14 protein-coding genes are annotated in these 19,405 nt (G+C 71.1%); 6 read left to right on the top strand and 8 right to left on the bottom strand.

The annotated features are described in order from the left end of the window. Positions 1-51: 51 nt before the first annotated feature. Positions 52-834, bottom strand: a complete 783-nt coding sequence (locus AB0M35_RS22630) for a TIGR03936 family radical SAM-associated protein (RefSeq protein ID WP_363747630.1) — start codon at positions 832-834, stop codon at positions 52-54. Positions 835-859: 25 nt separating this feature from the next. Next, positions 860-2,845, bottom strand: coding sequence for a TIGR03960 family B12-binding radical SAM protein (locus AB0M35_RS22625; protein ID WP_363747629.1), 1,986 nt, complete (start codon positions 2,843-2,845; stop codon positions 860-862). Between the two features lie 497 nt (positions 2,846-3,342). Here AB0M35_RS22625 and AB0M35_RS22620 point away from each other — a divergent pair, with 497 nt between their 5' ends. Both AB0M35_RS22620 and AB0M35_RS22615 read left to right on the top strand, forming a co-directional pair. Next, entirely contained in the window at positions 3,343-4,512 is a 1,170-nt protein-coding gene (locus AB0M35_RS22620) for a hypothetical protein (protein WP_363747793.1), read from the top strand. 53 nt (positions 4,513-4,565) lie between these two features. Then, on the top strand, positions 4,566-6,038 hold the full coding sequence (locus tag AB0M35_RS22615; protein ID WP_363747627.1) for a cryptochrome/photolyase family protein: 1,473 nt from the start codon (positions 4,566-4,568) through the stop codon (positions 6,036-6,038). A 10-nt stretch (positions 6,039-6,048) separates the two neighbouring features. Here AB0M35_RS22615 and AB0M35_RS22610 read toward each other — a convergent pair whose 3' ends face one another. Both AB0M35_RS22610 and ileS read right to left on the bottom strand, forming a co-directional pair. Further along, positions 6,049-6,747 (bottom strand): lysophospholipid acyltransferase family protein, encoded by a 699-nt coding sequence (locus AB0M35_RS22610; RefSeq protein WP_363747626.1) that lies wholly within the window; start codon positions 6,745-6,747, stop codon positions 6,049-6,051. Between the two features lie 153 nt (positions 6,748-6,900). Beyond that, positions 6,901-10,047 (bottom strand): isoleucine--tRNA ligase, encoded by a 3,147-nt coding sequence (ileS, locus tag AB0M35_RS22605; RefSeq protein WP_363747625.1) that lies wholly within the window; start codon positions 10,045-10,047, stop codon positions 6,901-6,903. A 543-nt stretch (positions 10,048-10,590) separates the two neighbouring features. Between ileS and AB0M35_RS22600 the strand changes: the two genes are divergently transcribed. After that, on the top strand, positions 10,591-11,031 hold the full coding sequence (locus AB0M35_RS22600) for a carboxymuconolactone decarboxylase family protein (RefSeq protein ID WP_363747624.1): 441 nt from the start codon (positions 10,591-10,593) through the stop codon (positions 11,029-11,031). Next, entirely contained in the window at positions 10,980-11,906 is a 927-nt protein-coding gene (sigJ, locus tag AB0M35_RS22595) for an RNA polymerase sigma factor SigJ (protein WP_363747623.1), read from the top strand. The genes AB0M35_RS22600 and sigJ overlap by 52 nt, the downstream gene beginning before the upstream one ends. A gap of 28 nt (positions 11,907-11,934) precedes the next feature. Here the strand turns inward: sigJ and ndk are convergent, their stop codons facing one another. Further along, positions 11,935-12,360, bottom strand: a complete 426-nt coding sequence (gene ndk, locus AB0M35_RS22590; protein WP_363747621.1) for a nucleoside-diphosphate kinase — start codon at positions 12,358-12,360, stop codon at positions 11,935-11,937. A 143-nt stretch (positions 12,361-12,503) separates the two neighbouring features. On the opposite strand from ndk, the gene AB0M35_RS22585 reads away from it, so the two are divergent. Beyond that, positions 12,504-13,925 carry a VOC family protein gene (locus AB0M35_RS22585; RefSeq protein ID WP_363747620.1) on the top strand — a complete coding sequence of 474 codons (1,422 nt, stop codon included), beginning with the start codon at positions 12,504-12,506 and terminating at the stop codon, positions 13,923-13,925. Positions 13,926-13,936: 11 nt separating this feature from the next. Here AB0M35_RS22585 and AB0M35_RS22580 read toward each other — a convergent pair whose 3' ends face one another. From AB0M35_RS22580 to AB0M35_RS22570, 3 genes are all read right to left on the bottom strand, one after another. After that, on the bottom strand, positions 13,937-14,302 hold the full coding sequence (locus tag AB0M35_RS22580) for a DUF4233 domain-containing protein (RefSeq protein ID WP_363747619.1): 366 nt from the start codon (positions 14,300-14,302) through the stop codon (positions 13,937-13,939). Further along, positions 14,299-15,570, bottom strand: a complete 1,272-nt coding sequence (locus tag AB0M35_RS22575; RefSeq protein WP_363747792.1) for a folylpolyglutamate synthase/dihydrofolate synthase family protein — start codon at positions 15,568-15,570, stop codon at positions 14,299-14,301. Before AB0M35_RS22575 ends, AB0M35_RS22580 begins: the two co-directional genes overlap by 4 nt. A gap of 179 nt (positions 15,571-15,749) precedes the next feature. Further along, entirely contained in the window at positions 15,750-18,368 is a 2,619-nt protein-coding gene (locus AB0M35_RS22570; RefSeq protein ID WP_363747617.1) for a valine--tRNA ligase, read from the bottom strand. 71 nt (positions 18,369-18,439) lie between these two features. Between AB0M35_RS22570 and AB0M35_RS22565 the strand changes: the two genes are divergently transcribed. Beyond that, positions 18,440-19,123 carry a hypothetical protein gene (locus AB0M35_RS22565; protein ID WP_363747616.1) on the top strand — a complete coding sequence of 228 codons (684 nt, stop codon included), beginning with the start codon at positions 18,440-18,442 and terminating at the stop codon, positions 19,121-19,123. The last annotated feature ends 282 nt before the right edge of the window (positions 19,124-19,405 follow it).

Below are 19,405 nucleotides of genomic sequence, written 5' to 3'. Positions count from 1 at the left end.
GCACGGCGTGCGCGACCGGCGAAGTCTGCCTGCCTGGGCGCCGACCGTCGGTCAGCGTCCGCCGATGGTTGCCCCGTCGCGGTCCGCGTCCAGCGGATCCACGATCGCACCCTGCGCGGTCAGCGTGCCCTGAGCCAGCCGGATCACCTTCGGGGCCACCGGCGGCTCCAGGCCGGCCACCACGCGGAGGCCGGAAAGGACGTCATCGGGTCGTACGGACGGGGTGACCTGCCGTACGACCAGTTCGAGTATCGCACACGGTACGTCCGATGCCCCGGAAGGCGTCGCCGACGGGGCGCTCACATCGATGGCGATGACCGCGGCACGCGCGTCGAAGGTACGCCGTCCCTGCTTGGTCATCCGCTCGACCTGCACCTGCTCGGCGGCGCTGAACGCGGCCACGGCCTTGGTTAGCACTTCGGGATCCACCTGCGGCAGCTCGACGTGCCACCGGGACGCCTCGATCCGGTCGGCCAGCCCGCTGCCGGTGGCCACCACGGCGTCGAGCACGTCGAGGCCGGGTGAGAGCGCGGCGTCCAGCGCTAGGCGCAGCGCGGCCGGGTCGACCGGTTCACGCAGGCCGATCTCCAGGTACTCGGCCTCGCTCGCCACCCCGGTCGGCGCCGCGCTGGCGTACGAGATCTTGGGGTGCGGGGTGAAGCCCTGCGAGAACGCCACCGGCACGCCGGCCCGGCGCAACGCCCGCTCGAACGCCCGGGCGAAATCCCGGTGCGAGGTGAACCGCAACGGGCCCCGCTTGGCGTACCGGATCCGCACGCGCTGGACGACCGGCGCCTGGCCACCCTCGGGCTGTGGTCTCTTACTGATCTTCATGCTCCTCGCTGGCGGACCGACCGGGTCACTGCTGGGCGCCGGTGGGCAGCCGCAGGCCGTTGACCGGGGTCAACGGGAGCAGTTTCCGGCCGGTCGGGCCGATCTGGATCTCGGTGTCCATCGCCGGGCAGACCCCGCAGTCGAAACACGGCGTCCACCGGCAGTCGTCCTGTTCGTACTCGCTGAGCGCGTCCTGCCAGTCCTGCCAGAGCCAGTCCTTGTCCAGGCCCGAGTCCAGGTGATCCCAGGGCAGGACCTCCAGCTCGTCACGCTCGCGGGTGGTGTACCAGTCGAGGTCCACCCCGAAGCCGGGCAGCACCTCGGCGGCGGCGTCCACCCAACGCTGGTACGAGAAGTGTTCGCTCCAGCCGTCGAACCGGCCGCCGTTCTCCCAGACCTTGCGGATCACCGCGCCGACCCGGCGGTCGCCCCGCGACAGCAGGCCCTCGATCAGCGAAGGCTCACCGTCGTGGTAGCGGAAACCGATCGCCCGACCCAACGAGCGGTCCGCGTTGATCGCCTGCTTGAGCAGCTTGAGCCGGTGGTCGATGACCTCCGGGCGCTCCATCGCCGCCCACTGGAACGGGGTGTGCGGCTTCGGCACGAACCCGCCGATGGAAACGGTGCAGCGGATGTCCTTGGAGCCGGTGGCGGCCCGACCCGCCCGGATGACCTCGTGGGCCATGTCGGCGATCTCCAGGACGTCGGAGTCGGTCTCGGTGGGCAGCCCACACATGAAGTAGAGCTTCACCTGCCGCCAGCCGTTGGTGTACGCGGTGACCACCGTACGGATCAGGTCGTCCTTGGAGACCATCTTGTTGATGACCTTACGGATCCGCTCCGACCCGCCCTCCGGGGCGAAGGTCAGACCGGTGCGCCGCCCGTTGCGCGACAGCTCCTGAGCCAACTCGATGTTGAACGCGTCCACCCGGGTCGACGGCAACGACAGCGACACGTTGGTGCCCTTGTACTGCTCGGCCAGGCCGGAGCACATGTCACCGATCTCGGAGTGGTCGGCCGAGGACAGCGACAGCAGACCCACCTCGTGGAAGCCGGAGAACTCCAGCCCCTGCTGCACCATCTGCCCCACGGTGGTGATGGACCGCTCGCGTACCGGCCGGGTGATCATGCCGGCCTGGCAGAACCGGCAGCCCCGGGTGCAGCCCCGGAAGATCTCCACGGCGTACCGCTCGTGCACCGTCTCGGCCAGCGGGACCAGCGGCTTGCGCGGGTAGGGCCAGGCGTCCAGGTCCATCGTCGTACGCTTGTGCACCCGGAACGGCACGTCCGCCCGGTTCGGTACGACCCGCTGGATCCGACCGTCGGGCAGGTAGTCCACGTCGTAGAAGCGCGGCACGTAGACACTCTCGGTACGCGCCAGCCGCAGCAGCAGCTCGTCGCGCCCACCCGGACAGCCCTCGGCCTTCCAGTCCCGGACGATGGCGGTGATCTCCAGCACCGCCTCCTCGCCGTCGCCGAGCACCGCGGCGTCGACGAAGTCGGCGATCGGCTCCGGGTTGAACGCGGCGTGCCCGCCCGCCACGATCACCGGGTCGGCCTCGGTACGGTCGGCCGCGAGCAGTGGGATGCCGGCCAGGTCGATCGCGGCGAGCAGATTGGTGTAACCCAGCTCGGTGGCGAACGACACGCCGAACAGGTCGAAGTCCCGCACCGGCCGGTGGGCGTCGACGGTGAACTGGGGCACGCCGTGGGCGCGCATCAGCTTCTCCAGGTCCGGCCAGACCGCGTACGTCCGCTCGGCGAGCGTGTCGGGCAGCTCGTTGAGCACCTCGTACAGGATCTGCACACCCTGGTTGGGCAGGCCGACCTCGTACGCGTCCGGGTACATCAGCGCCCAACGTACGGTCGCGGAGTCCCAGTCCTTGACCACCGCACCCAGCTCACCACCGACGTACTGGATGGGCTTGGTCACCTGGGGCAGCAGCGGCTCCAGCCGGGGCCACACGGAATTGGCCGCGACGGGACGCGGTGTGGTGGACGGGACGCTCATGATGCCCAAGGGTACGCGCCCGCCCGTCGGCGGCCGCGCCACACCTGTCCCCCCGACACGCCGGGCGATCGGTCACCGCGGGCAGCCACCCCACCTGCGCAGAAGGCGGCCTGATTCGGCCAACGTGGCACAGCGGTACTAACCTCGGGTCGGCGTGAGAGGAGATTGCCGCGATGCCGGAGCCGCAGCCGGGTACGGACCGGCCGGTCGACGGGAACCCGCCGGATGCACACCGGGACGGGGAGCCGGCGGTCACCCAGGAGCAGGCCACCCCGGTGGTCCTCGGGGCCCGCACCGGCCCTGACGGCACCCACGAACTGCCCGCCGACACGCCAGACCCCGCTGGCCCACCGGATTCCGCTGACCGGCAGAGCCCAGACGACCAGCCAACGCGGCAGAGCGCCGCTGCGGAGACCGACGCCGCTGAGCCGGGCGACGAGGGGTCGTCCGCTGCCCAGTCCACAGCCGTCGAGGTCGGCCCACAGGGCACCCGCGTGATGCCGCAGCCGCTGCCCGACGAGGAACCCGCGTCGCCGCGCTGGAGCGGATCCGCCGCCGTACCGCCGGCACCGCCGCGCCGTCCCGCGTGGGGCGAGTCGGCCGAGCCGACCCCACCGCCGCCGGTCGCGGCAGCCCACCAGCCGGAGCACCAGACCCCGGTCGACCCGTGGGCGGGGGTCGACACCACCGGCTGGAACCTGCCTTCGGCAGACTTCCCGGCCCTGCCGCCGACGATGTCGTACCCGACCGCACCGCCGACCCGGCCGTACTCCGGGCCGCCGGCACCCCCGGTCTCGCCCGCACCCCCGACCCACCAGCCACGCCCGACTCACCAACCACGGGCAGCCCAGCAGTCACCGGCGTACCCGCCGCCCGCCGCCTTCCCCCCGGCGGCGCAGGCCCCGCCGGTGCCGCCGGCGCGACAGAACCCGCCGCCGGGGTATCCGCCGCCGGGGTATCCGCCGCACCATCAGACCCCACCGCCCGCCCCGGCGATCTCTCCGGCCCGGCCGCCGGCACCCGCCGGACCATCGCCCCGGGGCCGGAAGAAGAGCAAGAAGGCTCCGCCGGCCGCACCGCCGCCCGGCTGGCAGCCGCCCGCCGGGTACGTCCCGGTACGCAGAAGGCGCCGCTGGCCCTGGCTGCTGCTGCTGACCCTGGCCTGCTGCTGTGGCTGCCCGGCCTACTACGGCATGCCGATGTTCAGCCAGTACCCGGCGAACGCCGGCCTGCCGGCGCAGGTGGCCGATCTTCGGCTGCGCGAGGACCCGCGCAGCGCGCAGGCCGCCCGGAAACTGGAGACGCAGATGCGCCAGGCGCACCTGCTCGCCGACGACACCTTCGCCGGGGTCTACACCACCAACGTCGGCAAACAGGTGACGGTCTTCGGCGGCACCGGTTTCCGGTTCACCCCGTCGGCCGACGCCGACGCCGAGATCGAACGGCTCACCGAGGAGTACTCCCTCGGCGCGGCCCAGGTGGTGGAGAGCAGCGTCCGGGGGCGGCACGAGCGCTGCGCGGTGGGCCGTTCCGACGGCGTCGGGGTGGTCGTCTGCACCTCGGTCGACCACGGCAGCATCACCAGCGCGGTGTTCACCGGCCTCTCGGTGGACGACAGCGCCCGGCTGCTCGGCACCCTACGGGAACAGATCATCTCGACCGGATGAACTGAACCGGTCCCGGCCACCGAGCGACGCCCGTTCGGGGAACAATCGACACCATGCCTCGGCGTTGGCTGTTCGCCGATCAACTCGGACCACACTTCCTCGACGAGCGCCGCCAGCCGGTGCTGCTGATCGAGTCGAAGGCGGTCTTCCGTCGCCGGGCCTTCCACCGGCAGAAGGCGCACCTGGTGCTCTCCGCCCTGCGCCACCGGGCGGCCGAACTCGGCGACCAGGCGATCTTCCTGCGCGCCGAGACCTACCGGCAGGCGCTACGCCGGGTACGCGAACCGCTGGAGGTCTGCCACCCGACCTCCCGGGCGGCGCTGGACTTCGTCCGTGGCCTGGACCGGGTGACCGTACTGCCGCCACGCGGGTTCGTCACCGGGCTGGACGAGTTCGCCGACTGGGCGGACGGTCGGCGGGGCGCGCTGCGGATGGAGACCTTCTACCGGTTCGCGCGGGAACACCATCGGGTGCTCGTCGACGGTGCCGAACCGGTCGGCGGGCGCTGGAGCTTCGACACCGAGAACCGCCAACCCCCACCGAAGGGCGTCGAACGGCTGGACATACCGCCCCCGCCGATGCCCCGCGAGGACGACATCGACGCCGAGGTACGAGCCGACCTGGATCGCTGGGAACGGGAAGGCATCCGGTTCGTCGGGCGGGACGGTCCACGCCGCTTCCCGGTCACCACCCGGGAGGCCCAGTCGCGGCTACGGCACTTCCTCAAACACCGGCTGCCCCGCTTCGGCCCGTACGAGGACGCCATGCTCGCCGGCGACCCGTGGCTGGCGCACAGCCTGCTCTCCTCCTCGTTCAACCTCGGGCTGCTCGACCCGCTGGCGGCGATCCGCGGCGCGGAGCAGGCGTACCGCAAACAGGGGGCGCCGCTGCCCAGCGTGGAGGGCTTCATCCGGCAGATCCTCGGCTGGCGGGACTTCGTCTGGAACCTGTACTGGTATTTCGAGCCCGGCTACCAACGCAGCAATGCGCTGGGCGCCCGCGCGTCGATACCCGCCTGGTTCGGCGACCTGGACGCCGACGCGGTGCAGGCGCACTGCCTGTCGGATGTCCTGGCCGACCTGCGCGACCACGGCTGGGTGCACCACATCCCCCGGCTCATGGTGCTCGGCAACTACGCGTTGCAGCGCGGCTGGCGACCGGCCGAGGTGGTGGACTTCTTCCACCGCAGCTTCGTCGACGGCTACGACTGGGTGATGACCATCAACGTCGTCGGCATGAGCCAGTACGCCGACCTCGGGCGGATGAGCACCAAGCCGTACGCGGCCGGCGGCTCGTACATCAACCGGATGAGCGACTACTGCGGCGGCTGCCGGTACGACCCGAAGGTCCGCCTCGGTGAGCACGCCTGCCCGTTCACCGCCGGCTACTGGTCGTTCCTCGATCGCAACCGAGACCGGATCCCGGCCAACGCCCGGATGGCCCGCACGATGGCCCAACTGAACCGGCTCGGCGACATCGACGCGGTACGCGATCAGGAGAAACGCCGTTCCTCGAACCCGCCGTGACCGCTATCGGTCAGCCCGCGCTCGCGTCGCCCGTGGACTTCGGTTCGGCGCGGGGCGGGGCGTAGCGGGGGACGTACTCCTGGCCGGTGAGCTTCTGGATCTCGGCCATCATCTCGTCGGTCATCTGCCGCAGCGAGAGCCGGTCGTCAGGGCGGCCGGTGAAGTCCAGCGGCTTGCCGAACTTGACGGTGATCTTCCCGGTGAAGGGGCGCGGCACCCGGGCGCCGATCGGCTGCACCTTGTCCGTGCCGATCATGCCGACCGGGATGATCGGCACACCCGCCGCGATGGCGAGGCGGACCGCTCCGGTGCGGCCCCGGTACAGCCGTCCGTCCGGCGAGCGGGTGCCCTCCGGGTAGACGGCCACCAGGTCACCATCCTTGAGCGCGGGAATGGCCGCGTCGAACGCGGACAGTGCGGCCCGCCCACCGGCCCGCTCCACCGGGATCGCGCCGAGCCCGGTGAGCACGAACTTCGAGAACCGCCCCTTGACCCCGACGCCCTTGAAGTACTCGGACTTGGCCCAGAAGGCCAGATGCCGTGGTACGACCGTGCCGAGGAACAACTCGTCGGCCACCGACAGGTGGTTGCCGGCGAAGATCGCGCCGCCGGTCTCCGGGACGTTCTCCAGTCCCTCCACGGTCGGTCGGAACGCCAGCCGCAGCGTGGGCGCCACGGTGAACTTGCCGATGGTGTAGAGCAGCGGCACTGGTCCTCCGGCGATGGGTGATGTACGCAGTGGGGCGCTGACACCGTAGCGGACCGGCGCACGTCGTCATGCGCGAGGTCGGGGCGGGTCCGTCAGCTGCATGCTAGCTGTCGACGGGGGCCCCTGCCGGTCGGCAGGAGCCCCGCTTCCACGTCAGGCGCGACGTACCGCGACCGTCACGGGTTCGCCCTCGCCGACCTCGCCGGCAAAGCCGTCGATCCCCTCGGCGAAGTCGACCCGGTCGGCCAGCACCTCCCGGCCCACGAAGTCGGCGTACGCCGACACCGCCGCGCGTACCTGCGCCGAGGCATCGACGGTCGCCACGATCCGGTCGGAGATGTCCAGGTCGGCGTCGCGGCGGGCCTGCTGCACCACCCGGACCACGTCGCGGGCCAGCCCCTCGGCGGCCAGTTCCGGGGTGACCGTGGTGTCCAGCACCACCACTCCCTCGCCACCGGGCAGCGGTGCGGAGTGCTCGGCGTCGGCCGCGACCAGGCGCAGCTCGTACTCACCCTCGGCGAGGGTGACCCCGGCGGCGACCGGCGATCCGTCGACCAGCTCCCACTCCCCCACCTTGACCGCCTTGATCACCTGCTGGACCTGCTTGCCGACCCGTGGCCCGAGCGCCCGGGGCACCACGGTCAGCACCTGCTGACAGTACGCCGACACGTCGCCGGTGAAGACGACCTGCTTGACGTTGACCTCGTCGGCGACGAGGTCGGCGAAGGGACGCAGCTGCTCGGCCACCGGGCTGGCCACGGTCAGCGTCGACAGCGGCAGCCGCACCCGCAGACCCTTGGCCTTGCGTAGCGACAGCGCCGCCGAGGCGACCGCGCGCACGTTGTCCATCGCGGCCACCAGGTCGTGGTCGGCCGGGAACTCGTCGGCGACCGGCCAGTCGGTCAGGTGCACCGACCGCTCACCGGTCAACCCCCGCCAGATCTCCTCGGCGGTCAGCGGCGCCAGCGGCGCCACCACCCGGCACAGCGTCTCCAGCACCGTCGACAGCGTGTCGAACGCGTCGGCGTCGCCGGCCCAGAACCGGTCCCGCGAGCGGCGCACGTACCAGTTGGTCAGCGCGTCCAGGTAGGACCGCACGGTGGCGCAGGCGCCGGAGATGTCGTACGCGTCCATCTGCGCGCCGACCGTCGCCACCAGCTCGTTCGTCTTGGCCAGCACGTACCGGTCGAGCAGGTGCGTGCTGTCCGTCCGACGCCGGGCGGTGTAGGAGTCGGCGTTGGCGTAGAGCGAGAAGAAGTACCAGACGTTCCACAGCGGCAGCAGCACCTGCCGGACGGCGTCCCGGATGCCCGACTCGGTGACCGGCATGTCCCCGCCGCGCAGCACCGGCGAGGACATCAGCATCCAGCGCATCGCGTCGGAGCCGTACGAGTCGAAGACGTGGTACACGTCCGGGTAGTTGCGCAGGCTCTTGGACATCTTGCGCCCGTCCGAGCCGAGCAGGATGCCGTGGCTGAGACAGTTGCGGAACGCCGGCCTGTCGAACAGCGCGGTGGCCAGCACGTGCATGGTGTAGAACCAGCCACGGGTCTGCCCGATGTACTCGACGATGAAGTCGCCCGGGTAGTGGTGCTCGAACCAGTCGCGGTTCTCGAACGGGTAGTGCACCTGGGCGAACGGCATCGAACCGGACTCGAACCAGCAGTCGAGCACCTCCGGCACCCGACGCATCATCGACTTGCCGGTCGGGTCGTCCGGGTTGGGGCGGACCAGCTCGTCCACCGCCGGTCGGTGCAGGTCGGTCAGGCGTACGCCGAAGTCCCGCTCGATCTCGGCGAGCGAGCCGTACACGTCGATGCGGGGATAGTTCGGGTCGTCCGAGCGCCACACCGGGATCGGCGAGCCCCAGAACCGGTTCCGGCTGATCGACCAGTCCCGGGCGTTGGCCAGCCACTTGCCGAACGAGCCGTCCTTGATGTGCCCCGGCGTCCAGTTGATCTGCTGGTTCAGCTCGACCATCCGGTCCTTGAACTTCGTCACCGCGACGAACCACGAGGACACCGCCTTGTAGACCAGCGGGGTGTCGCAGCGCCAGCAGTGCGGGTACGAGTGGGTGTAGGTGTCCTGCTTGAGCACCACCCCCCGGTCCTTCAGCTCCCGGATCACCGGCTTGTTGACGTCGAAGACCTGCTCGCCCTGGTAGGGCGGGACCAGCGCGGTGAACCGGGTGTGGTCGTCCACGGTGACGATGGTCGGGATGCCGGCCGCATTGCAGACGTTCTGGTCATCCTCACCGAAGGCCGGGGCCAGGTGCACGATCCCGGTGCCGTCCTCGGTGGTCACGAACTCCGCGCCGAGCACCTGGTACGCGTTCTCGCCGGCCTGCTCGACCAGGAAGTCGAACAGCGGGGTGTACCGCCGTCCCACCAGATCCGCCCCGCGCACGGTGCCGAGCTGTTCGTACCCCTCAAGTTCCTTGGCGTACGCGGCCACCCGTCCGGCGCCCACCACGTAGCGCTCGCCGTCGCGTTCCAGCACCGCGTACTCGATGTCCGGGCCGACGGCCAGTGCCAGGTTCGACGGGAGGGTCCACGGCGTGGTGGTCCACACCCCCAGCCGCACCGGCCCACGGACCAGTTCCGGCGCGGACTCGTCGGCGGTCAACTCGAACCACACCGTCAGCGTCGGGTCGTGCCGGTCCCGGTAGACGTCGTCCATCCGGGTCTCGGTGTTCGACAGCGGCGTCTCACACCGCCAGCAGTACGCCAGCACCCGGAAGCCCTCGTAGACCAGACCCTTGTCGTGCAGGGTCTTGAAGGCCCACATGACGCTTTCCATGTAGTCCAGGTCGAGGGTCTTGTAGTCGTTGGCGAAGTCGACCCAGCGGGCCTGCCGGGTGACGTACCGCTCCCAGTCGTGGGTGAACTCCAGCACCGAGGTGCGGCACGCCTCGTTGAACCGGGCTACGCCCAGGTCGAGGATCTCCGCCTTGCTGGTGATGCCGAGCTGCTTCTCCGCCACCACCTCGGCGGGCAGGCCGTGGCAGTCCCAGCCGAAGCGCCGCTCCACCCGCCGACCCCGCATGCTCTGGTAGCGCGGCACCACGTCCTTGACGTACCCGGTGAACAGGTGCCCGTAGTGCGGCAGCCCGTTGGCGAACGGCGGCCCGTCGTAGAAGACGTACTCGTTGCCGCCGTTCTCGCCCGGATCACGGGCCTCGACGGACGCCTCGAAGGTCTTGTCGGCCGTCCAGTGCTCCAGGACCCGGCGCTCGACCGCGGGCAGGTCCGGGCTCGCCGGGACACCGGCGGCGGTCGGCTCGTGCAACGGATAGGCCATCGGGGGTCGCTCTCCTCGCTGACGCTCACTGTCGTGTGGGTCTGCGAGGACGAGCCCGAACCGGTACGCCGACACCGGCGCCCGGGGCCAGGCCCGCGGTACCACCCCGCTTGACGGTCAATGATCAACCGCCCGCTCGTTGGCCGGCTGTAACGGGCCGGTCCCCGTCCGGTTCTACTGAGCCGGTCACCCAGCCGTTCTTCCGAAAGCTCCCCGGTGATAGCCGGATCATCGCCACTCCCCCCATCCTACCCACCCCACCCACCCACCCCGCCCCCAATAACCCCCACCCCCGCGATCTTGCACTTCCGGTCGCCCCTACGCGCCTTAAGCCCGATATGCCCCGACACAAACTGCAAGATCGACGGGCGGGGTGGGGTGGGGGCGGGGCGGGGGTGGGGTGGGGTGGAGGCGGGGTGGGGTGGGTGGGGGGCGGGGCGAGTGGGTGGGTGTGGGGTGGGTCACGGGGTGGGGGTGGGTGTCACGTGGGGGGTGGGTGGGGGCGTCGTGGGGGTGTCAGATCTGCTCGGATGGGGAGTCGGCATGCAGCGGATGAATATTGCTGAGGTGGCACCGGGGGCGTTTCAGAGTGTCCTGGGGCTGGAGAAGTACGTCCGGGCCAACGTGGACCACACCGTGCTGGAGCTGGTGAAACTGCGCGCGTCGATGGTGAACGGCTGCGCGTACTGCGTCGACATGCACAGCCGGGAGGCGGCTGACGCCGGTGAGTCGACCCGACGGCTGTTCGCGGTGGCGGCCTGGCGCGAGGCACCCTTCTTCGACGAGCGGGAGCGGGCCGCGCTGGCGCTCACCGACGCGGTCACCCGGCTCGGCGAGCACGGCGTACCCGACGACGTCTGGGATGCCGCCGCGAAGGTCTGGCCGGAGAAGGCCCTCGCCGACCTGGTCCTGGCAATTGCCACAATCAACGTGTGGAACCGGATCGCGGTGACCTTCCGCAACGAACTGCCGGCGGAGGTCTGAGCCCGGTCGACGCGGCGGAGGCGGCCGGTGCGCTCGACGCACACCGGCCGATGCTGCTCGGTCTGGCCTACCGTCTGCTGGGCAGCCGGCACGACGCCGAGGACGTCCTCCAGGAGGCGTACCTGCGCTGGGTCCGCGTCAACCGCGCCGGCGTCGGCGAGCCCCGCCGCTACCTGTCCCGGGTGGTGACGCACCTGGCCATGGACCGGCTCCGGGCCCGACAGGCGGCCCGGGAGACGTACGTCGGGTCGTGGCTGCCGGAGCCGGTGCCGACCGCACCGTCGCCGTTCGGTCCGCTGGAACGCGCCGAGTTGCGCGATTCGCTCTCCACCGCCCTGCTGCATCTGCTGGAACGCCTCACCCCGCCGGAGCGCGCGGTCTACGTGCTGCACACCGCCTTCGAGCTGCCGTACGCCGAGATCGCCAAGTTGCTGGACCGCTCCGCCGAGGACTGCCGGCAGCTGCACCACCGGGCGAGGGTGCGGATCGGCCGCGACCGGCGGCGGTTCACCGTCGACCGGGCGGAGCAGGAGCGGCTGCTGGAGGCGTTCATCGCCGCCGCCGACGAGGGCGACCTGGCGAGGCTGACCGACCTGGTCGCCACGGACGCGACCGCGTGGAGCGACGGCGGCGGCCGGGTACGGGCCGCCCGCAACCCGGTGACCGGCGCCGACCGGGTCGTCCGGTTCCTGCTGGGGATCCGCGAGAAGGGCTGGCTGGCGACCGTACGCCGGATCGAACTCAACGGCCAGCCGGCCGCCGTGGTGGTCAGCACGGCGGGCGACGCGTACGCGGTCACCCTCGGCACCGCCGACGGCCGGATCACCGACATCTTCCTGGTGGCGAACCCGGACAAGCTGGCCTGGGCGGTCTGAGCAGATCCGGGGCGCCGGCGAAGTGCGGTCAGCCCAGCTCGGGGAACCAGAGCGCGATCTCGCGCTTGGCGCTGTCGGCCGAGTCGGAGGCGTGCACCAGGTTCTCCCGGTTGGACAACGAGAGGTCACCCCGGATGGTGCCGGCTGCGGCCTTACGCCCGTCGGTGGCACCGATCAGGCCGCGCACCACGTCGATGACCTGGTCGCCGGAGAGCACCAGGGCGACCAGCGGACCACCGGTCATGAAGTCCTTCAGCGGCGGGTAGAACGGCTTGTCCACGTGCTCGGCGTAGTGCTCGTCGGCCAGCGCGGCGTCCATCGTCCGGGACACCATGGCGTCGATCCGCAGCCCCTTGCGCTCGAAGCGGGAGACGATCTCGCCGACCAATCCACGGCGGACCGCATCGGGCTTGATCAGTACGAGCGTACGCTCGTCCGGGCTGCTGCTGGACACGCTGGGTTCCTCCTCAGAGCGGAAACCGGTCGGGCTGGGTACGGTCAGCCTAGCGACCCGGTCCCGGCGCCGGCGCGGTGGTCGGTGCTTCCCCCGACCCCCGATCCGGCCTAGCCTGGCCCTGACCACCCGGGAGGTCCACTGTGGCGAACGGCGGGAACCGACCCATCGCACCGGTACGCAAGTTGGTCGCTGCGGTGCTCGGCACCGTGGCCACCTTCGTCATCGTTTTCGGCCTCGGCATGACCAGCTGGGCCATCGTGGCGCTGGGCGTCGCCGTACTGGCGCTGGCGATCGCGCTGGCCACCGTACGCGCCGGCGGGCGCACCTGGGTCATGGGCGCCGGGCACGTGCACAGCGCATCGGAGCCACCCACCCAGTACGCCTTCGGGCGTTGCGAACTCCAGTTGGTGATCGACGCCCCAGGCCTACCGCCCCGGTCGAAGAAGATCATCGAGCCCCGGGTGCCGGTCTCGAAGTGGCCGTCGGTCGGCCAGAGCCTGCCGATCCGGGTGGCGCTGGACGACCCGCGACACGTCCGGGTGCTCTGGGACGAGGTACCCACCCACGCCGAGACCGGGCCCGCCGACCTGCCGCCCGAATACGCCAGCCAGGCTCCTCCGGACGAGGTCCTCATCGGCCAGGAGGCCCCACCGTGGGCCGGTCGGGCACCCGAGGACGACTTCCCGCTGAGCGACCCGCTGACGGGCCCCACCACCGGCGGCGAACCGGCCGAACCGGCCGAGCCACGGGAGCCGGTACGGGTACGTCAACGTCCGGGTGGGCCGGTCGTGCTGGAGGGGACGGTGGTGGAGCAGTCGAACGACCACCCACTGCCCCGCCGGGCGACACCGGCACCTCGCACGCCGGCCGAGGAACGGTTCGCGGCAGCCACCGCATCCACGGAGACTGTCGGCGACACCCAACCGACCGGGACACGGCTGGCCGACCCGGGGCCCCGACCGACGACGGATCCGCTCGACCCGATCGATCTCCCGTTGGACGACCCGGAGCCGCGAGCGACGACCGCGAGCGACCCGGCGCCACTACCGACGACCGTGAGCGACCCGGAGCCGGCCACAGCCGACGGCAGGGCGCACGACGACGCCGACGAGGCCCGGAAACTGGACGAAGCGATCTTCGGGTACGACCCGGAGGCCGTTGACCCCGACGCCGTGGACTCGGCCGCACCCATCAGCGGCGTCGGCATCACGCTGCTGGTCACCGACCTGTCCCGGTCCCTGGAGTTCTACCGGGGTCGGCTCGGCTTCACCGAGGTCGACCGGGGCACCGGCAACGCCGTACTCGCCTCCGGGGCGACCCGACTGGTGTTGCGTGAGGTGTCCGGCGCCCAGCCGGTCAGCCGTCGCCTGGTGCACGTCAACCTGGACGTCGACAACATCCAGGGGGCGTACGAGCGGCTGCGCGACTCCGGTGTCCGGTTCACCTACGCCCCACGGGTCGTCAACCGGGGTAACCGGTTGGAGGTGTGGGCGGCGGCCTTCCGTGACCCGGACGGCCACGGGATCGCGCTCACCCAGTGGCGCGAGCGCGCCGAGGCGTGAGCCGCACCGGTTCAGCCGAGAATCACCCGGCGGACGTGCCAGGCGTACGCCCACACCAGCGCGAACATCACCCCCAGCACCAACAGCGACCAGTGCAGCAGCCCGGACAGCAACAGCAGCCCCTGCAACACGGTGCCGGCGTTCCACGCCCACGGCCGGCGCATCAGGCCGGCCAGCACGGCGGCGGCCACGGCCAGCGCCACCACCGCTCCGATCGCGGCGCTGCCCAGGTCACCGCCGACCAGCCGGATCGGTTGGATGGCCAGCAGCAGCACCAGCGCCTCCAGGGCGAGGGTGCCGGCGCCGAGGCCGCGTACCGCCCGCTGCGGGTCACGCAGCCCCGACCGGCGCTGCTGCGGGCCGTCCGGCGCTGTCATCGCTTCAACAACCGGCGCGCGTCAGCCACGGTCACCACGGAACCGGTGACGATCACGCCGACCCCGGTCAGCTCACCGGGGACGTCCTCCTCGGCCAGCGCCACCGCCGCCTCGATCGCGTCCGGCATCTCCTCGGCCACCTCGACCCGGTCAGGGCCGAACACCTCGGCCGCGAGCGCCGCCAACTCCTTGGCGGGCAGCGCCCGTGGCGAGCTGTTGCGGGTCACCACCACCTGGTCGACCACCGGCTCCAACAGCTCCAACATGCTGGCCGCGTCCTTGTCGGCCAGGGTGCCCACCACGGCGACCAGCTTGCTGAAGGCGAACTCCTCCTGAAGGGCGGTGACCGTGGCCGCCATGCCCTGCGGGTTGTGCGCGCCGTCGAGCAGGATCGTCGGGGCGGTGCGTACCCGCTCCAGCCGACCCGGGGAACTGGCCGTGGCGAAGCCCTCCCGCACCGTCTCCAGGTCAAGCTGCCGCCGGGCTCCGGCGCCGAGGAACGCCTCGACTGCGGCGAGCGCCACCGCCGCGTTCTGCGCCTGGTGGGCGCCGTGCAGCGGGACGAACACCTCCTCGTACACCCCGCCGAGGCCCTGCAACGTGAGCACCTGCCCGCCGACCGCCACCGCCCGACGCAGTACGCCGAACTCCGAGCCCTCGCGGGCGATGGTGGCGCCGACCTCGGCGCAGCGTTGCAGGATCGGCCGGGCGGCCTCCTCCTCCTGAGCGGCGGCGATGACCGTCGCGCCCGGGTGGATGATGCCGGCCTTCGCGACCGCGATGTCCTGCAAGGTGTCACCGAGCCACTCGGTGTGGTCCAGCCCGATCGGGGTCAGTACGCACACCCCGGCCTGGATCACGTTGGTGGCGTCCTCGGCCCCGCCCAGCCCCACCTCGACCACGGCCACGTCGACCGGTGCGTCGGCGAACGTGGCGAACGCCAACGCGGTGGTCATGTCGAAGTAGGTCAGCGGCTCGGCCGAGCGGTCGTCGACCAGCTCGGCCAGCGGCTTGACCTCCTGGTACACGGCGGTGAAGCGGGCCTCGTCCACCGGCTCACCGTCCAGGCTGATCCGCTCCCGCACGGTCTCCAGGTGCGGGCTGGTGTAGCGGCCGGTGTGCAGCCCGAACGCCCGCAACAGCGAGTCGATCATGCGAGCCGTGGAGGTCTTGCCGTTGGTGCCGGTCAGGTGGATCGACGGGTACGCCCGCTGCGGGCTGCCCAGCAGGTCGAGCAGGGACGAGATGCGGTCCAGTTCGAAGACCATCCGGGTGAAGCCCCGCCCGGCCAGTTCGGCCTCGACCTCGGCGAAGGCGGCCCGCTCGGCGGGCCTGCTCCGGGCGGCGCGATCCGGGTTGGTGCGGTCATCGGCCACGGCACGGCCGAGCCGGCCGGCGTCCGCCGGTCGACCCGCGCCGCTGTGGTCGTCGCGTTCGTTGCTGTCGGTCACGAGGGCAGCGCCTCCAGAGCGGCGTCGATACGGGCCAGGTCGGCTTCGGCGGCGGCCAGCCGATCACGGATCTTGGCGACCACCTGCTCCGGGGCCTTGCCGACGAACGCCGGATTGTCCAGCTTCGCCCGCGCCTGCCCGGCCTCCTTCTCGGCCCCCGCGCGGTCCTTGGTCAGCCGGGCTCGTTCGGCGGCAACGTCGATCGAACCCCGGGTGTCCAGCGCGACGCTGACCTCACCCGGCATGGCCAGCTTCGCGCTGGCCTGGAAGTCGTCGCCGGCCACGTCGAGCCGCGCCAGGGACCGGATCAGCGGCTCGTGCGCCGCGACGCCGGCACCGGCCAGCCCGTCGAGCCGGGCGGCGACCCGCTGGGTCGGCCGGAGTCCCTGGTCGGAGCGGAAGCGACGGACCTCGGTGACCACCCGTTGCAGGGTGGCGATCTCCGCCTCGGCGCCGGTGTCGATCCGGGCCCGGTCGGCGACCGGCCAGGCGGCCGTAACGACCGTCTCACCACCGGTCAACGCGGTCCACAGTTCCTCGGTGACGAACGGGATCACCGGGTGCAGCAGCCGCAGCAACTGGTCCAGCACGTGCCCGAGGACCCGGCGACTTGTGTCGGCAGCGACACCGCCGGCGGCCAGCACCGGCTTGCTCAACTCCACGTACCAGTCGCAGACGTCGTCCCAGGCGAAGTGGTAGAGCAGGTCACAGACCTTGGCGAACTCGTACGCCTCGAACTGCTCGTCCACCTCGGCGGTGACCTGCGCCAACCGGGACAGGATCCACCGGTCGACCGTCGACAGCTCGGCGGCGCCCGGCAGCGGCCCCTCGGTGTGTGCCCCGTTGAGCAGCGCGAAGCGGGTGGCGTTCCACAGCTTGTTGCAGAAGTTGCGCGACCCCTGGCACCACTCCTCGCTGACCGGCACGTCACCGCCGGGGTTGGCGCCCCGAGCCAGGGTGAACCGGGTCGCGTCGGCCCCGTACCGGTCGATCCAGTCCAGCGGGTCGATCACGTTGCCGAACGACTTGGACATCTTCTTGCCGTGTTCGTCACGGACCATGCCGTGCAGGGCGATCACGTCGAACGGCTGCTTGCCGTCCATCGCGTACAGGCCGAACATCATCATCCGGGCAACCCAGAAGAAGAGGATGTCGTACCCGGTGACCAGCACGCTGGTGGGGTAGAACTTCGCCAGGTCGGCGGTCTGCTCCGGCCAGCCGAGGGTGGAGATCGGCCACAGTCCGCTGGAGAACCAGGTGTCCAGCACGTCCTCGTCCTGATGCCAGCCTTCGCCGGTCGGCGGCTGGTCGTCGGGTCCGACGCAGACCACCTCGCCGTCCGGGCCGTACCAGACCGGGATGCGGTGACCCCACCACAGCTGCCGGGAGATGCACCAGTCGTGCATGTTGTCGACCCAGGCGAAGTAGCGCTTGGCCAGGTCCGCCGGCTCGATCTTGACCCGGCCGTCGCGTACCGCGTCGCCGGCTGCCTTGGCCAGCGGGGAGGTGTTGACGAACCACTGCAACGACAGCCGCGGCTCGACCGTGGTCCGGCACCGCGAGCAGTGCCCGACAGCGTGCACGTACGGCCGCTTCTCGGCCACGATGCGCCCTTCGGCGCGCAGTGCGGCGACGATCGCGGGGCGAGCCTCGAACCGGTCCAGCCCTTCGAAGGGACCGGGCGCGGTGATCACACCCCGCTCATCCATGATCGTCAGGGCGGGCAGGTTGTGCCGCTGCCCGATCTCGAAGTCGTTCGGGTCGTGCGCCGGGGTCACCTTCACCATGCCGGTGCCGAAGGCCGGATCGACATGCGCGTCACCGACGATCGGGATCCGGCGCCCGGTCAGCGGCAGTTCCACCTCGGTGCCGATCAGGTGCCGGTACCGCTCGTCGTCCGGGTGCACCGCCACCGCCGTGTCACCGAGCATGGTCTCGGCCCGGGTGGTGGCCACCACCACGTCGTCGCTGTAGCGGATCGAGACCAGCTCACCGTCGTCGTCGGAGTGCTCCACCTCGATGTCCGACAGGGCGGTCAGGCAGCGCGGGCACCAGTTGATGATCCGGTTCGCCCGGTAGATCAGGCCGTCGTCGTACAGCTTCTTGAACATCGTCAGTACGGCGCGCGACAGGCCCTCGTCCATGGTGAAGCGCTCGCGTTCCCAGTCGACCGAGTCGCCGAGACGACGCATCTGGCCGAGGATGGCGCCGCCGGACTCTGCCTTCCACTGCCACACCCGCTCGACGAACTTCTCCCGGCCGAGGTCGTGGCGGGACAGGCCCTGCGCGGCCAGTTGTCGCTCCACCACGTTCTGGGTGGCGATGCCGGCGTGGTCCATGCCGGGCAGCCAGAGCGCCTCGAAGCCCTGCATCCGCTTACGCCGCACCAACGCGTCCTGCACGGTGTGGTCGAGCGCGTGGCCCATGTGCAGCGAGCCGGTGACGTTGGGCGGCGGGATGACGATGGTGAACGGCGGCTTGTCGCTGTGAGCCGACGCCCGGAAACGACCGTCGGCTACCCACTGCTCATACCGTCGCTGCTCTACCTCGCCGGGCTGGTACTGGCCGGCGATGGTCGGGGCGTCGGGGCGTCGGGCATCCAGATTCTCGGTCACCTAAGAAAGTCTACGGAGGGCTTCTGCGGACCCGACGTGGGCCACCGGTGGTTTCGCGTACGGTGGCGGCTATGTCCGACGCACATCTCACCGCCCGCCAGCTCGGCGAGGGCGCCCCGCCGGTCGACCTGACCGACGAGCCGATCGAGCTGAGCAACCGCGACTCGCAGGAGGCACCTGACCGCACCGCGGGCCGCGGCCGCCGGCGTCGGGTCGCGATCGCGCTGCTGGGGGTTCTCGCGTTGACCGGGGTCGGCACGCTGGGTGCCTGGGGCTGGCGGATCGCCCAGCAGAAGGACACCCAGATCGCCACGCCGAACCAGGTCGCGGGGCTGACCCGGGACGACAGCGAACGGGCCGTCAGCACCGCCGACTACCTGCGCAGCGGCCTCGCAGCCGACATCGAGTTGGACACCAGTTTCGGCGCTGTCTACCAGGACCCGGCCGACGCACGTCGGTCGGTGCTCTTCTTCGGCGGTACCACCCTGCTGTGGCAGCCGGAGCGAGATCTGGAAAGCCTGTTCGGCCTGATGTCGGACGAGACCGGCGCGGTGACCGGCCTACGCGACGTGACTTCGGGCCAACTCGGCGGCGTGATGAAGTGCGGCAGCACCAGTGGCGAGGGCGGCGACTTCGCGGTCTGCGGCTGGGCTGACCACGGCAGCGTGGCCATCGCGATGTTCCCCTTCCGCTCGATCGACGACGCCGCCGGGCTGCTGCGACAGATTCGGGAGTCTGTTCAGGTCCGCAGCTGACCTCGCCGCCTTCCGCAGGCCAGCCCACCACTGTGGCCGGCGCCAGCGTCGGCGCCCTCACAGTCGGCAGTTGGTACCCGGGTGCGGGCAACGGACCGACCCCGACCCGCAGCGGGCTCGGGGTCGGGTGGTTGTGGATCGCGTGGTGGCGGTTTGTGGGTGAAATGATTCGAGGGCCACCCCATGCGGGGTGGCCCTCGAATCTAGAAGATGTCCGGCGGTGTCCTACTCTCCCACACCCTCCCGAGTGCAGTACCATCGGCGCTGGAGGGCTTAGCTTCC

Origin of the sequence: Micromonospora sp. NPDC051196 (genome assembly GCF_040682415.1) — a bacterium.
GTDB lineage: Bacteria > Actinomycetota > Actinomycetes > Mycobacteriales > Micromonosporaceae > Micromonospora.
Note: the sequence above shows the minus strand (reverse complement) of the source record. Positions and strands in the feature narration are given on the sequence as shown.